Annotated in this window: 12 protein-coding genes and 2 tRNA genes; 6 read left to right on the top strand and 8 right to left on the bottom strand. The window is 63.3% G+C overall.

Annotation, left to right across the window (positions count from 1 at the left end; genetic code table 11):
* Positions 1-75 precede the first annotated feature (75 nt).
* Positions 76-1077: a TAXI family TRAP transporter solute-binding subunit gene (locus FIU89_RS08810; protein ID WP_152492250.1), complete on the bottom strand. Its 1002-nt coding sequence runs from the start codon at positions 1075-1077 to the stop codon at positions 76-78.
* 845 nt (positions 1078-1922) lie between these two features.
* On the opposite strand from FIU89_RS08810, the gene FIU89_RS08805 reads away from it, so the two are divergent.
* Together FIU89_RS08805 and FIU89_RS08800 are read left to right on the top strand one after the other, a co-directional pair.
* Positions 1923-3070, top strand: a protein-coding gene (locus FIU89_RS08805) for an IS3 family transposase (protein WP_152492249.1) whose coding sequence is annotated in 2 segments (ribosomal slippage) — positions 1923-2196 and positions 2196-3070 — 1149 coding nt in all. Because the reading frame shifts where the segments join, the coding sequence is not laid out codon by codon here.
* 77 nt (positions 3071-3147) lie between these two features.
* A complete protein-coding gene (locus tag FIU89_RS08800) occupies positions 3148-3945 on the top strand; it encodes a hypothetical protein (RefSeq protein ID WP_152492248.1) in 798 nt (265 codons plus the stop codon).
* Positions 3946-4024: 79 nt separating this feature from the next.
* Here FIU89_RS08800 and FIU89_RS08795 read toward each other — a convergent pair.
* Positions 4025-4110 (bottom strand) — tRNA-Leu (locus FIU89_RS08795).
* A gap of 129 nt (positions 4111-4239) precedes the next feature.
* On the opposite strand from FIU89_RS08795, the gene FIU89_RS08790 reads away from it, so the two are divergent.
* Both FIU89_RS08790 and FIU89_RS08785 read left to right on the top strand, forming a co-directional pair.
* Positions 4240-4854, top strand: coding sequence for an exopolysaccharide biosynthesis protein (locus FIU89_RS08790; protein WP_152492247.1), 615 nt, complete (start codon positions 4240-4242; stop codon positions 4852-4854).
* 74 nt (positions 4855-4928) lie between these two features.
* Positions 4929-5405, top strand: coding sequence for a disulfide bond formation protein B (locus FIU89_RS08785; RefSeq protein WP_152492246.1), 477 nt, complete (start codon positions 4929-4931; stop codon positions 5403-5405).
* Here FIU89_RS08785 and FIU89_RS08780 read toward each other — a convergent pair.
* Positions 5402-5830, bottom strand: coding sequence for an Lrp/AsnC family transcriptional regulator (locus FIU89_RS08780; protein WP_152494454.1), 429 nt, complete (start codon positions 5828-5830; stop codon positions 5402-5404). The two genes, FIU89_RS08785 and FIU89_RS08780, sit on opposite strands and share 4 nt — an antisense overlap.
* A 115-nt stretch (positions 5831-5945) precedes the next feature.
* Here FIU89_RS08780 and rocF point away from each other — a divergent pair, with 115 nt between their 5' ends.
* Together rocF and FIU89_RS08770 are read left to right on the top strand one after the other, a co-directional pair.
* Entirely contained in the window at positions 5946-6875 is a 930-nt protein-coding gene (gene rocF / locus FIU89_RS08775; RefSeq protein ID WP_152492245.1) for an arginase, read from the top strand.
* Positions 6876-6898: 23 nt separating this feature from the next.
* The gene (locus tag FIU89_RS08770) at positions 6899-7945 is read left to right on the top strand and encodes an ornithine cyclodeaminase (RefSeq protein ID WP_152494453.1); all 1047 of its coding nucleotides are present in this window, start codon (positions 6899-6901) and stop codon (positions 7943-7945) included.
* A 398-nt stretch (positions 7946-8343) separates the two neighbouring features.
* Here FIU89_RS08770 and FIU89_RS08765 read toward each other — a convergent pair whose 3' ends face one another.
* The 5 genes from FIU89_RS08765 to pdxH all read right to left on the bottom strand — a co-directional run bounded on the left by FIU89_RS08765 (position 8344) and on the right by pdxH (position 14543).
* Positions 8344-12012: a vitamin B12-dependent ribonucleotide reductase gene (locus tag FIU89_RS08765; protein WP_152492244.1), complete on the bottom strand. Its 3669-nt coding sequence runs from the start codon at positions 12010-12012 to the stop codon at positions 8344-8346.
* 583 nt (positions 12013-12595) lie between these two features.
* Positions 12596-12672: transfer RNA gene (locus FIU89_RS08760), tRNA-Pro, on the bottom strand.
* A 148-nt stretch (positions 12673-12820) separates the two neighbouring features.
* On the bottom strand, positions 12821-13315 hold the full coding sequence (locus tag FIU89_RS08755; protein ID WP_152492243.1) for a DUF192 domain-containing protein: 495 nt from the start codon (positions 13313-13315) through the stop codon (positions 12821-12823).
* Positions 13279-13824 (bottom strand): cold-shock protein, encoded by a 546-nt coding sequence (locus FIU89_RS08750; protein WP_152492242.1) that lies wholly within the window; start codon positions 13822-13824, stop codon positions 13279-13281. The genes FIU89_RS08755 and FIU89_RS08750 overlap by 37 nt, the downstream gene beginning before the upstream one ends.
* A 113-nt stretch (positions 13825-13937) precedes the next feature.
* Entirely contained in the window at positions 13938-14543 is a 606-nt protein-coding gene (pdxH, locus tag FIU89_RS08745; protein WP_152492241.1) for a pyridoxamine 5'-phosphate oxidase, read from the bottom strand.
* Between the last annotated feature and the right edge of the window lie 40 nt (positions 14544-14583).

Here is a 14583-nt window from a genome sequence, read left to right as displayed (position 1 = left end):
GGCGACCGGCAATCATCCCGGTCTGCTTTCGCAATGTGCCGGAGGCGGCAAACCGCCCCCGGTCGCGTCCTGCGATCAGTCCTGCATTTCCGGCGGGATCAGCCGCTCGGGAATATCCAGGCCAACCTCCCGGTAATAGCGCACGGCCCCCGGATGCAGCGGCGTCGGCAGGCCGGCAATCGCCGACTCCAGCGACATCGCCTTTGTTGCCGGGTGGATCGACTGCAAGAACGGCAGGTTTTCGTAAAGCGCCTTGGTCAGCTTGTAGACGTGGTCTTCGGACACGTCGTCGTTCACCGCAAGAAAGTTCGGCTGGGCGATGGTCTGGATCGCCTCGTCCTGACCGGGATAGCTGTTGGGCGGGATGGTATAGGCAGTCCAGAGTTCACGCCCGCCGTCCATCGCTTCCGCCTCTTCCGGCGTTACGTTCAGGATCGTCACGTCATCGCCGTTGGTGGCAAGAATCTGGGTGATCGCGCCCGCAGGCACGCCGGCCGGGATCGATGCGAAATCGATTTGTCCATTGGCCATGGCATCAAGTGTCGGGCCATAACCGGAATAGATCATCTGAAAGTCTTCTTCGGCAGTCAGCCCCAGACCTTCCATCAAGAGTGTCCCGGAGCCAAGGCTGCCCGAATTGCGCGCGCCCATGCCAGCGCCGGCGCCCTTGGCGGCGACGATATCGGCGGCCGTGCCGGTATCGACCAGGTCGTTGCGCAGGATGAAGTGCTCGACATTCTGCCACAGCATGGAAACCGAACGGATATCTTCCATCGGAGTGCTCAAAGGCCCGGTGCCGCGCGCCGCGTAATAGCCGAACAACCCCTGCAGGATCGAAAAGTCGGCCGTTCCGGACGCCATGGCCTGTAGGTTCGCGCCCGAGCCCGCCGAGTTCACCGCCGTCAGCGAGAAGCCCTCCGAAGGCAGCAGCTTGACCTTGCTCAGCGTCGAGATGGCGACCCCCACAGGGTGGAACGTGCCACCCGTTGACGCGGTCTGCATGACATAGTCTTCGGCCTTCGCCGCACCGGTCATCATCACCCCTGCCATCATCAGGGTACAAATTGTTTTTCTCATCAGGACCTCCCTTGTTTTCAATGCTGATCGACCTCCTATCGTTCAGCATATCTGAATGTTGTTCATCTTATTGAAACACGACGTTGTTGTAAACACGATTCCATCCGAGAACGCGCAAACCAGCGCGGGTTGCCCTGCGGCGACAGTCGGCCGGGCTGGCCGAAGGACCTGGCACCAAGGCCTGGGGCACTCCTGCCGCGGGCCTTCACTTGGGGCAGGATGTGCGGAACATGCGGCGGCAGGAACACCAGGCATTCGCAGAGCGTCTTGATTGCGCAATCACGGCCGTGGAACAATCTTCCTATTACGAAGGCTATGACCGCGGCTGGAGCCAGGAAGAAGCACTCAGGCGAGTGGGTCAGGCTTGCAAGTCAATCCGCATTATTCCTGAAATCAATGCGCCGGTCCGAGCGAAATAGGCCCGCTGGGTTTCGCCTTATGGAGGGAGAATTCGTTGCCAGCGTGTTTCCACCAGGCAACGACAATCTCACATTGGTAGTTGGAGCCCATCAGTCCCCAGTGGCACCACCAGGACGCACCCAGCACCCCGAAACATTGGTATACCGCCCCGGCTTGTATTCCCTTATGTGGGGGCGGCGGAAGAACGGAAGCCCTGCCGCCCTTCGGCGGATCGCTTTGCCCAAGGCGCGATCCCGGGTCTCCATGGTCGCTGTGAGTCCCATCCCTGCGAGAACGGAGATACCGCTTCGACCGCCCGGGATCATGTTGAGTCCCCTTGGTGCGAGCGTGTTGGGCCCCACCATGTCCTCCTCCAACGCATAGATCTCATCTGGACTTGCCCTGGAAAAGTGGAGAGCACCAACTGAGGAACCAGGAGGTGTTCTATGGGAAACGGAAACAGACCGACGCCGGAGTTCCGGCGTGAAGCGGTGCGGCTGGCGCTGACCAGCGGCCGGACGCGACGGGAGATCGCGGAGGATCTGGGGATCGGGCTTTCGACACTGACGCGATGGCTCAGTCGCGAGCGGGACGCTGGTGGGCCGGTCGAGGCATCGGTCGATCTGCACGCGGAGCTGAAGCGGTTGCGACGCGAGAACGCGGTTCTGAAGCAGGAGCGCGACATCTTAAAAAAGGCCGCAACCTTCTTCGCGAAAGACGCAAGTCGATGAGCTTCGCTTTCATAGAGGCGGAGAAGGCCAGCTTCCCGATCCGGCGAATGTGTCATGTTCTCGGTGTCAGCCAGAGCGGGTTCTTCGCTTGGCGGGACCGCCCTGCCTGTCATCGCCAGCAGCAGGACATGATCCATCTTGCCCACATTCGAACGGCCTTTGAGCTGTCGAACGGGACCTACGGCAGTCCCCGCATGCACCGCGACCTCGTCAATGAGGGGCTCAAGATAGGGCGGCACCGCACGGCACGACTGATGCGCGAGAACCAGTTGATCGCGCGGCAAAAGCGGCGCTTTAAACGGACGACGGACAGTGAACATGCCTGGCCTGTGGCGCCCAACCTCGTGGCACAAGATTTCGCGGCGGACTGTCCGGACAGGAAGTGGGGTGCGGACATCTCCTACATCTGGACGGCAGAGGGCTGGCTTTACCTTGCCATTGTCTTGGACCTCTTCTCGCGCCGCGTCGTCGGTTGGGCCACGAGTGATCGTCTGAAGCGTGACCTCGCCATCGCAGCCCTGCGCCATGCTCTGGCCGCTCGCAACCCTGAGCCAGGACTGGTTCACCATTCCGACCGCGGATCGCAATACTGCTCGGTGGACTATCAGGCGCGGCTCCGCAAACGTGGCATCTTGATCTCGATGAGCGGGCGCGGGAACTGCTATGACAACTCAATGGTGGAAACGTTCTTCAAAACCATCAAGTCGGAGCTGATCTGGCCGGTCGCCTGGAAATCCCGCCAACAGGCCGAAAACGCCATCGCCAGATACATCGACGGGTTCTACAATCCCGTCAGACGCCATTCATCGCTCGGCTTCCAAAGCCCGATAGCATTCGAGCGAAAGGCCCGCGAAGGGAGCTAAACGCTCTCCACCAAAACCGGGCAAGTCCAACTTGGGCTGAATGCATTCGCGAGTGGCGTAGTGATGCGCGGATCCAGATGAAACTCTCGGACGGCACCAAGAAGTCGTACAACCGTGAGTTTGAGAAGATTCTCGAAAAGAACGCTGATAAGCCAATGTCTTCGACCACCAAGTCAGCTATCCGAAAAAAGCACAACGGAATGTCAGCGACGCCGAGAGCAGCCGACTGGATGTTGCAGACAGTTTCCATTCTTTGGAATTATGCGAAAAACAAGATGGACTGGCCGCTTCGAGAGAATCCGGCCCAAGGCGTCGACAAGTTTGGCTCGCAACGTGAATTCTTGGCGTGGCCAGATTGGATGCTCGAGGCGCTTGCCACCGCGCCCGAAGATGTGCGGATTGCAGGTGAACTGATCCATGGGACCGGACAGAGGCCTGCTGCGGCGATCAAGACGCCCAGAAACGCCTTGAATGGCGATTGGATTGCAGTCACGGATGAAAAGGGCGATGAGACATTCGAGATCTGTTGCCCTGTCCGTTTGCGAACGCTGATCGAGAACCTTGAGGAAGGCCCAATGCATGTGCTTGCTAAGTCGGAGAACGCGCCGCGCTCCTATGACTCTGTGGAGAAGTCATTCCGAGCATGGCGCGCGACACTTCTCGACCTTGCCAAGGAGCACGACGACGACGCAAATCGTTACACTCTACATGGTCTCCGCAAACGCGCATGCGTTGAACTCGCGGAAGCCAACTGCTCCGACGCGGAAATCCAAGCTGTAACAGGCCAGAGCGCTGAAACAGTAGCATACTACCGGAAACAGGCGAACCGCAAAGCAATGTCGCGAACCGCACAGAAGCGGCGCTTCAAAGAATGATGTGGGAGTCGCGTGTGGGAGTCACACAACGCCTGAAGACCAGCACCTCATTGCTCAGCGTGCAACCCATTGAAATCATTGGTACCCAAGGCCGGACTCGAACCGGCACGGTATCACTACCGGGGGATTTTGAATCCCCTGCGTCTACCATTCCGCCACTTGGGCACGGACCCAACCTCTACCCAACTCGTCGCCCGAGGACAATAGCAGAACTGACGCTGGCGTCGGGCCATGCGATTTGCTACCGCAGAGCCGACGACCCCTTCGCCCCTCTCTGTCCAAGGACCCCAGAGCATGACCGAGACCGCCCCGGAAGATCTTGCGATCTCGGACCGGCTGGACCAGTTGACCGCCCGCGCCGAGGGCACCGAGGTCTCGCTGGCCTGGATCCTGGAGCAGTTGCACGAACGCGCCTTCGGGCTCTTCCTGCTGATCCTGGCCCTGCCCTGCTGCATCCCGTTCCTCTATGGCGTGCCGCAGATCGTGGCCCTGCCGCTGATGTTCGTCTCGGTCCAGATCATGTTCGGTCGGCGGGTACCCTGGCTGCCGGGAAAGCTGGCCGCGCGCCGCGTCGCCACGGCCAGCCTGCGCCGGCTGGCCGAACGCGCCGGCCCATGGCTGCGCCGGATCGAGGCGGTGAGCAGGCCGCGCCTCGGGGTTCTGACCCGCAGGCCGATGGATCACTTCGTCGGCGCCGCGCTGGTGCTGTTCAGCGCGTCGATTTTGGTGCCCCTGCCCGCCACCAACACCGTGCCGGGCTTTGCCGTGGTGGTGGTGGCGATGGGCCTGCTGCAACGCGACGGTATCCTGGTTCTGATCGGCGCCGTGCTGGGCACCGCGTGGATCGCCACGCTGCTCTTCGCCGGGGCAACGCTGGTCAGCCTGATCCGGGGATGGCTGGGCCTGTGACCCGGCAAGATCCTCCCTTGCGAAGCACCGCATACCCGGTCTAATGCGACCACCCCTTACCGTTCGAGGCAAACGTGACCCGTAACTCCCTTGTACTCCTCGCCGCCGTCGGCTCCCTGGCCCTGCTTCTGGGCGCTTTGGCCTTTCAGCACCTGGGCGGGCTTGCGCCGTGCAAGATGTGCATCTGGCAGCGCTGGCCCCATGGCGCGGCGGTCGTTTTCGGGGCGCTGGTGCTGCTGGTGCCTCTGGGCGTCGGGGCGGTGCGGCTCTTGCTGGGAGCCGGATTGCTGGCGGCGCTGACCACGGCCGCGATCGGCTTTTATCACACGGGCGTCGAACGCGGCTGGTGGGAAGGCCCCTCGTCCTGTTCGTCGGGCAGCACGGCGGGCATGAGCACGGACGAGCTGATGGAACAGATCATGTCAGCGCCGCTGGTGCGCTGCAACGAGGTGGCGTGGCAGATGCTGGGCCTGTCGATGGCCAGCTGGAACATGCTGGCCTCGCTTCTCTTGGCGGTGTTCTGGCTGATGGCGCTGCGCCGGGCCGCTTAACCTGCCTGTTTCTTGGTGCTCAAGAGCAGGCTCGTCTCGGACGTCGCGACACCCTCGAAGCGCCTTATCTCGGCCAGCACCGCATCGAGCTCCTCCAGCGTTTCGGCCCCGATCTCGACGATCAGGTCCCAGCGGCCATTGGTGCTGTGCAGGGCGCGCACCGCCGAAAGGCCGCGCAGGCGGCGCTCGACCCGCTCGGTGCCGCGCCCCTCGATGCCCAGCATCATCAGTCCGCGCACCGGATCGCGGATCGTGTCCTCTTTCAGCACGACCGTGAAGCCGACGATCTTGCCCGAGGCCTTCAGCCGGTCGATCCGCGAGCGCACCGTGGTGCGCGACACGCCAAGCGTCATCGCCAGTTCCGACAGCGACGCGCGGGCGTCGTGCCGGAGGGCCGACAGCAGTTTCTGATCCACCGCATCCATTTTGCAGACCATAGCCTCCGTTTTGCCGATATTGGTTTCGGTATGAACAAAATACCTGCTTCATTCCGACCATTTTAGCAACAACATTCTGGCCAACACCAAAAGGAGCCGTGCGATGACCCAGACCAACTGTATTCTGATCGGTGCCCCCGTGGACAGCGGCAAGGCAAGGCGCGGCTGCCTGATGGGCTCGGACGCGCTGCGCGTGGCGGGGATCGAGACATCGCTGGCCTCACTGGGCCACACGGTAGAGGACTGGGGCAACCTGACCCCTGCCCCGGCCACCGCGCCCGCCTCGCTGCCCGGCCACCTGGTGCAGCCGGCGGAAACCATCGGCTGGACCCAGAGCATTGCGGACGCCGCTGAAAAGGCAATGGACAGCGGCCTGCCTATTTTCCTCGGCGGCGACCATGCGCTGTCTTTGGGCAGCGTGATCGGCGTGGCCAACCATGCCGCCCGCGTGGGCCGCCCGCAATTCGTGCTGTGGCTCGACGCGCATACCGATTTCCACACTCCGCAAAGCACGGAATCCGGCAACCTGCACGGCACGCCGCTGGGCTATGCCACGGGGCGCGACGGCTTCGACGGATTTCCCGAGGTCGCCCACCCGGTCCCCTACGAAAACATCTGTTTCCTCGGCCTGCGGTCGGTCGACCCGGACGAACGGGAATTCCTGCAATCCACCCCCGCCCATCGCCACGACATGCGCAGCATCGACGAGCAGGGCATCGCGCGGCCCCTCGCCGCCTTCCTCGACACGGTCGCGGCGGCGAACGGGATGCTGCACGTCTCGTTCGATGTCGATTTCCTCGACCCCGGCATCGCGCCCGCCGTTGGCACCACCGTGCCGGGCGGCGCCACGATCCGCGAGGCGCATCTGGTGATGGAGATGATCTGCGACAGCGGCCTGATGACCTCGCTCGACCTTGTCGAACTCAACCCCTTCCTCGACGAGCGCGGCCGCACGGCGCAGGTGATGGTGGAACTGACCGCCTCGGCGCTTGGCCGCCGCATCTTCGACCGCCCCACCCGCGCCTTCGCCTGATTTCAAAGGAGCCTGACATGCCCATCCTCGCCCCCTCCGACAAGGCGCTCGTGCCGTTCGTCTCCGTCGAGAACATGATGCGCCTCGTGCACCGGATCGGCATCGAGAAGATGATGACCGGGCTGGCCGAGTATATCGCCGCCGATTTCGCCCGGTGGGAGCTGTTCGACAAGACGCCGCGCGTCGCCAGCCACTCGGACGTGGGCGTGATCGAGCTGATGCCCACCTCGGACGGCGAAGCCTATGGGTTCAAATACGTCAACGGCCACCCCAAGAACACCAAGGACGGGCTGCAGACCGTGACCGCCTTCGGCCTCCTGGCGGATGTGGACACCGGCTATCCGGTGCTGCTGACCGAGATGACGGTGCTGACCGCCCTGCGCACCGCGGCCACCTCGGCGCTGGTGGCGAAACACCTGGCGCCCAAGGGCGCGGACACCATGGCGATGATCGGCAACGGCGCGCAGTCGGAATTCCAGAGCCTTGCGATGAAGGCGGTTCTGGGCCTGAAAACCGTGCGCCTGTGGGACATCGACAAGGCGGCAACGCGCAAGGCGGCGCGCAACCTCAAGGGTTTGGGCCTGAACGTGGTGGAATGCGACAGCGCCGAAGAAAGCATGGAAGGCGCGCAGATCATCACCACCTGCACGGCGGACAAGCAATATGCCACGATCCTGACCGACAACATGATCGGCGAAGGCGTGCATATCAATGCCATCGGCGGCGACTGCCCCGGCAAGACGGAACTTGCCCCGGCGATTTTGACCCGGTCGGACATTTTCGTGGAATACCCCGAACAGACCCGGATCGAGGGCGAGATCCAGCAGATGGAGCCGGACCATCCGGTGACCGAGTTCTGGCAGGTCCTGACCGGGGCCGCACCGGGCCGGACCAGCGACCGGCAAATCACGCTCTTCGACAGCGTGGGCTTCGCCATCGAGGATTTCAGCGCCCTGCGCTACATCCGCGACCATATTCCCGGCACGGATTGCTTTCTCGACCTCGACCTGCTGGCCGACCCGGACGACCCGCGCGACCTTTTCGGCATGGTGCAACGCGCCACGCCGTAAGGCGCCGTCACTCATACGCGCTCGGCTCGGACAATGGACCTGAAGTTGATGCCGCCTCGGTCCCGGGTGAAACCGCGTGACCTTGGCTTCTGCGTCCGGGAAGAACGGTCGCTACGTCCCTGAGGACACAAGAAAAACGGGGGGCACAAGGCCCCCCGGTGCAAGTTTCGCCGCTCAGGCTCACTCTTTATGTACCGCCCGGTTTCTGCCTGCGGCCTGAGCTGCGTCAGGGGCGAGCGCACCCGCCCCGGATCAGGATGGGTCAGAGCGATAGTCTGCCCCCACCCTAGTCTTCAGACCGTCCGCGATGTCTCGCGCCTCTGGCCTGTCTCGTCGGGGCGGCCGGCCTAACGCCAAACCGGGACCGCCCCTGCACATCCCCCAGGGATGTGTGTCTCTCAGCTACACCCGCTCGTTGCGCCGCAGGTGTTGCACTTCATGCAGGTGCCGTTGCGCACCAGCGTGTAGTTGCCGCATTCGCCGCAGGCCTCGCCTTCGTAGCCCTGCATCTTGGCCTTGGTCGCCGCCGTCATGCCAACCGTGCCTGACGAGACCGCCGTGGTGGTGGTCGCAGCGACCGATGCCTTGGTTTCCGGCACCAGCGTTTGCAGCGCGGTTTCAGGATCGCCGCTGTCCAGCGCCGTGGCCAGCGCCGCCCCGCCGTTCAGCACCACCAGTTCCTGGGGCAGACGCTTGCGCAGGTAGCCCGTGGAGCTGATCTGCTTGAGCACTTCGAGGGACTTGGACGCAGCTTCGCCCGACATCTCCTTGATATTGCTCACGCCTTCCTCTTCGCCGCGGCCCAAATCGTCGAACGACGCGCCTTCGGGTTTGACATGCGCGAGGTCCGTGCGGTCGAGGTAGCTGACCGCCAGTTCGCGGAAGATATAGTCCAGGATCGACGTCGCGTTCTTGATGCTGTCGTTGCCCTGCACCATGCCTGCCGGTTCGAACTTGGTGAAGGTGAAGGCATCCACGAACTCCTCCAGCGGCACGCCGTATTGCAAGCCGACGCTGACCGCGATGGCGAAGTTGTTCATCATCGCCCGGAACCCCGCACCTTCCTTGTGCATGTCGATGAAGATCTCGCCAAGCGAGCCGTCACCATATTCGCCCGTGCGCAGGTACACCTTGTGCCCGCCGACGACGGCCTTCTGGGTGTAGCCCTTGCGGCGCTCCGGCATCTTCTCGCGGTGCGAGCGGACCATTTCCTTGACGATCACCTTCTCGACGATCTTCTCGGCCAGCACGGCGGCCTTTTCCTGGGCCGAGCCGGTCTCCAGCACCTCGGCGGCTTCGTCGTCATCCTCGACCAGGGCCGCGGCCAGCGGCTGGCTGAGTTTCGAGCCGTCGCGGTAAAGCGCGTTGGCCTTGACCCCCATCTGCCAGCTGCGCTCGTACGCTTCCTGGCAATCCTCGATGGTGGCGTCGTTGGGCATGTTGATCGTCTTGGAGATCGCGCCCGAAATAAACGACTGCGCCGCCGCCATCATGTCGATGTGGGAGTTCACCGACAGGAAGCGCTTGCCCTTCTTGCCGCAGGGGTTGGCGCAGTCGAAGACCACGTAGTGCTCTTCCTTGAGGTGCGGTGCGCCTTCCAGCGTCATCGTCCCGCAAACGTGGTCGTTGGCCGCCTCGATATCCTGCTTGGAATAGCCCAGCGAGGCCAGCAGGTCGAAGGTCGGGTCGTTCAGCTTTTCCGCCGGGATGCCCAGCACGTTGCGGCAGAACTCCTCGCCGAGGGTCCACTGGTTGAAGACAAAGCGGATGTCGAAGGCGCTGCCAAGCGCCGCGTCGATCTTGGCCAGCTCGTTGGCGCCAAAGCCGTGGCCCGCCAGCGTGGTGTGGTTGACGCCCGGCGCGTTGCCGATGGTGCCGTGACCCACGGCATAGGCCACGATTTCCTCGATCTGCGCACTGCCATAGCCCAGCTTTTCAAGCGCGGCGGGCACCGACTGGTTGATGATCTTGAAATAGCCGCCCCCGGCCAGCTTCTTGAATTTGACCAGCGCGAAGTCGGGCTCGATGCCGGTGGTGTCGCAATCCATCACCAGACCGATGGTGCCGGTGGGTGCGATCACGGTCGACTGCGCGTTGCGGTAGCCGTGCTTTTCGCCCAGTTTCAGCGCCTCGTCCCAGCTGGCCATCGCCAGATCGGCCAGGCGGCTGTCGGGCACGTTGGCCAGGTCCAGCGGCACGGGTTTCACCGCCAGCCCCTCATAGCCCTCGGTCGCGCCATAGGCCGCGTTGCGGTGGTTGCGCATGACCCGCAGCATGTGCGCCTTGTTGCGCTTGTAGCCGGCGAACGGTCCCAGTTCCTTGGCCATCTCGGCCGAGGTGGCATAGGCCACGCCGGTCATGATCGCTGTCAGCGCGCCGCAAAGCGCCCGGCCCTCGTCACTGTCATAGCCAAAGCCCATGTTCATCAGCAGGCCGCCGATATTGGCGTAGCCCAGCCCCAGCGTGCGGAATTCATAGCTGAGCTGCGCGATTTCCTGGCTGGGGAACTGCGCCATCGTGACCGAGATTTCCAGCGTCACTGTCCACAGACGCGTGGCGTGAACATACGCTTCCGCATCGAACGTGGTGCCGTCGAAGAACTGCAGCAGGTTCATCGACGCCAGGTTGCAGGCCGTGTCGTCAAGGAACATGTATTCCGAGCACGGGTTCGAGCCGCGGATCTCCCCATCTTCCGGGCAGGTGTGCCAGGCGTTGACGGTGTCGTGGTACTGGATGCCCGGATCGGCGCAGGCCCATGCGGCATGGCCCACCTTCTCCCACAGTTCGCGGGCGGGGATTTCCTTGACCACCTTGCCGTCAGTGCGGTTGGTCAGCGGCCACATCGCGTCGTCCTTGACCGCCTTCAGGAAGGCATCGGTCACGCGGATCGAGTTGTTGGAGTTCTGCCCCGATACGGAGGCGTATGCTTCACTGTCCCAGTCGGTGTCATAGGTCGGAAACTCGATGCTCTCGTAGCCCTGGCGAGCGTAGTCCAGCACGCGCTTGACGTAGGTTTCCGGGATGGCCGACTTTTTCGCGCCGCGAATGGCGTCCTTGAGTTGTGCGTTCTTGCTGGGGTCGACCGCATCCTCGGTGCTGCCGTCCCAGGCGCGGATCGCGCCGAAGATGTCGTTCAGCTTCGCCTCGTGCATCTTGGAGCCGGCGACGATCGACGCCACCTTCTGTTCCTCGATGACCTTCCAGTTGATGAAATCCTCGATATCGGGGTGATCGACGTCGCAGATCACCATCTTGGCGGCGCGGCGCGTGGTGCCGCCCGACTTGATCGCACCCGCCGCACGGTCGCCGATCTTCAGGAACCCCATCAGGCCGCTGGATTTGCCGCCACCCGACAGCGGCTCGTTTGCCGCACGCAGCGAGGAGAAGTTGGTGCCGGTGCCCGAGCCGTACTTGAACAGGCGGGCCTCGCGCACCCACAGATCCATGATGCCGCCGTCGCCGACAAGGTCGTCCTTGACCGACTGGATGAAACACGCATGGGGCTGCGGGTGCTCATAGGCGCTGCTCGATTTGGTCAGTTCGCCCGTCTTGAAATCCACGTAGTAGTGGCCCTGGCCGGGGCCGTCGATGCCGTAAGCCCAGTGCAGGCCGGTGTTGAACCATTGCGGGCTGTTGGGCGCCGCCATCTGCCGCGCCAGCATGAAGCGCATCTCGTCGAAATAGGCACGGGCGTCTTCCTCGGTGGTGAAATAGCCCCCCTTCCAGCCCCAATAGGCCCAGGCGCCGGCCAGCCGGTCGAAGACCTGCTTGGCGCTGGTTTCGCCGGTTTTCGGCGTGTCGTCGCTGGCGGGAACCGAGCGCCACAGGAACTCGGGCACGTCCTTTTCCTTGACCTTCTTCAGCTCGGTGGGCACGCCGGCCTTGCGAAAGTATTTCTGGGCGATCACGTCGCTGGCGACCTGGCTCCATTTCGCGGGGACTTCGACGTCATCCAGCTTGAAGACGGTGGTGCCGTCAGGGTTGCGGATTTCCGAACTCGTGGTGACGAAATCCAGCTCCGCGTAAGCGTCCTGACCTGCCTTGGTAAACTTTCTTTCGATCTTCATTGTGGCTGCCCCATGATCCAGCGTTTTATGACCTGCACGACCCTTGGCCGCGACCCTCGCGTCTCAGTGGATCAGGAGGCAAAACCCATCCCCGCCGATGCGCCGCATCCGGTCGCACCTAGCCGTCCCGGCCGTGCCGGTGGAAGTCTGTGGTGTTCGTCCCTCTCCAGATCCGCGCCACTATATCTTGTGGCTTGCTGATCCGCCCGCACAACCTGACGTATCCGGCCCTCACTGGTCAACGAATTTTTTACCTTGATTCCCGAAAAATTTCCGCGCGCCGGGTTATCCACAGCACCGGGTTTGGCCCGCTGGTGATTCCTTTCCCGGCCCCGTGCGACTGACCGCTTCAGCGGGGGCCGGAAAAGCGCTTTTATCCGTGTGGCTTAGCCGGTTCTGAACGAACGAGTTCGGCACACCCACACGCAATCGCCCAGGAATCCACCACATGTGGTATCCCAAACACGCAAAACACCCCAGATAGTGCGGGCGCATGCCTCGACAACGCTCTTGGCGGTGTTATCCACAGAATCGACCGCAGGCGGTGGTGCCCGCGTGTCGGCGTCGTCATGTCGGAAAGAAGTGGTCGGGGCGGCAGGATTCGAACCTACGACCCCCTGTACCCAAAACAGGTGCGCTACCAGACTGCGCCACGCCCCGGACCGTGGCGCCGATGTAGACAGCTTTGCCACGAATGGAAAGCCCCTTTGCGACGCGCGCGAAATCCGCACGACATGTCATCCCGGACTTGATCCGGGATCTCCCGGCACGAGGTCCCGGGTCAGGCCCGGGACGGGCGCACGCAGGCCTATTCGGTGTCGCAGGGCCAGGCGGCGGCGCCGGCCCCGATCGCCGGATGGCGCAGCTCGGTGCCTTCGGAAATGCCCAGTTGCCGTGCCATGCCGCCATTGATCTCCAGCACGTACTGGATCGCGTCGCCGCCGTAGATCAGCGACTCGTCGAGGGGCTGCGCCTCGTGATGCACCTTCTGCACCGTGCCGGTGTCGTCGAGAAAGATCATGTCGAGCGGGATAAGCGTGTTGCGCATCCAGAACCGCACCGGACGCGGGGCCGGATAGGCGAACAGCATGCCCGCCGAACGCGCCATGCTCTCGCGGTTCATCAGGCCCTGGGACCGTTCAGCGTTGTCGTCGGCCAGTTCCACGGTAAAGCTGGCCGAGCCCCAGTCGCCGCGCAGATCGACCTTGTCCTCGCGGCAGGCGCCCATCGCGGCCCCCGCCATCAGAACCAGCGCCGCAGCACCCGTCAGGAGCCTTTGGATTCCTTGACCGCCATTTCCCATCCACACACCTCCGTGGCCATGCGGCCGCGTTTACCTTCTATGACACGAATGGCAAGCGCCTCGCCCGGCTGCAAGTCCGCAAGACCCGACCGGCGCAACACTTCTATGTGAACGAACACGTCCTCGTCCCGTCCGAACGTGTTGGCGAAACCGAACCCCTTGCCCTTGTCGAACCACTTGACCCGCGCCGGTTCCAGCGGCGCGGCGCGGATCACCTCGGGGTCGATGCCTTCCAGATCCGCCAGCCCGGTCGCCTCGGCATCCTCCGGTGGCTTGATCTCCAGCACCTCCACCGCCTGGACGCCGCGTTCGGTCTGCTGGACCGTCAGCAGGATGCCGGCACGGTCGGCGACGGAGCTCTGACCGAAATTGCGCAGAACGTTGGCGTGCAGCAGGATGTCCGGACCGCCCTCGTCAGCCACGACGAATCCGAACCCCTTGACGGGATCGAACCACTTTACATGGCCATGCAATTGCCTGGTGCCGTTTGCCGAGTCTTCCACGCTCACTGTCCGGTTGGGCCGTGTTCACAGGCCGTTTCGGAATATTGCGCCGAAGTGAACCACGGTTTCAAGAGACTCCCATGGTATTCAACGCCGTGCATCCCTGAACCGCGCGTCCGCTATGGGCTCAACCGTTTGATTTCCCAAGCACTTCCCTGCGTATCGCGCCGCCAGACAAACCGATCGTGCAAACGGAAGGCGCCGTCGGCCCAGAATTCGATTTCAACCGGAGCGATACGAAACCCACCCCAAAACTCGGGACGCGGTGGATTCGGCCCCTTGGCGGCGGTCACGCGTGCCACCTCGGCCATCAGCTCGGTCCGCGAGCCCAGCGGTTGCGATTGCTTCGACGCCCACGCCCCCAGGCGGCTTTTCAGCGAGCGCGACGCGAAATAGGCGTCGGCCTCGGGGCCGTCCTCGCGGGTGACGGTGCCGCGCACCCGGATCTGTCGGCGCAGCGATTTCCAGTGCAGCACCAGCGCGACCTTACCGCTGGCCGCGATCTCGGCGCCCTTGGCGCTCTCGTAATTGGTATAGAACACGAAACTGTCCGGGCCGATGCTTTTCAGCAGAACCATCCGGACATTGGGCATCCCCTCGGGATCGACCGTCGCCAGCGCCATGGCGTTGGGGTCGTTGGCCTCGGTCTTCTCGGCCTCGGCCAGCCAGACGCGCGCGATCTCGAAGGGATCGTCGCCCGCGAATTTTCCGGTTCTGTCGGTCATTCGATCTTTCCCGTCCTGTCCCCTTCCCGCGCTAGACCGC

Source organism: Roseovarius sp. THAF27, from assembly GCF_009363655.1.
Lineage (GTDB): Bacteria > Pseudomonadota > Alphaproteobacteria > Rhodobacterales > Rhodobacteraceae > Roseovarius.
The sequence above is the reverse complement of the archived record's forward strand: the minus strand, read 5'-3'. Positions and strand labels throughout refer to the sequence as shown.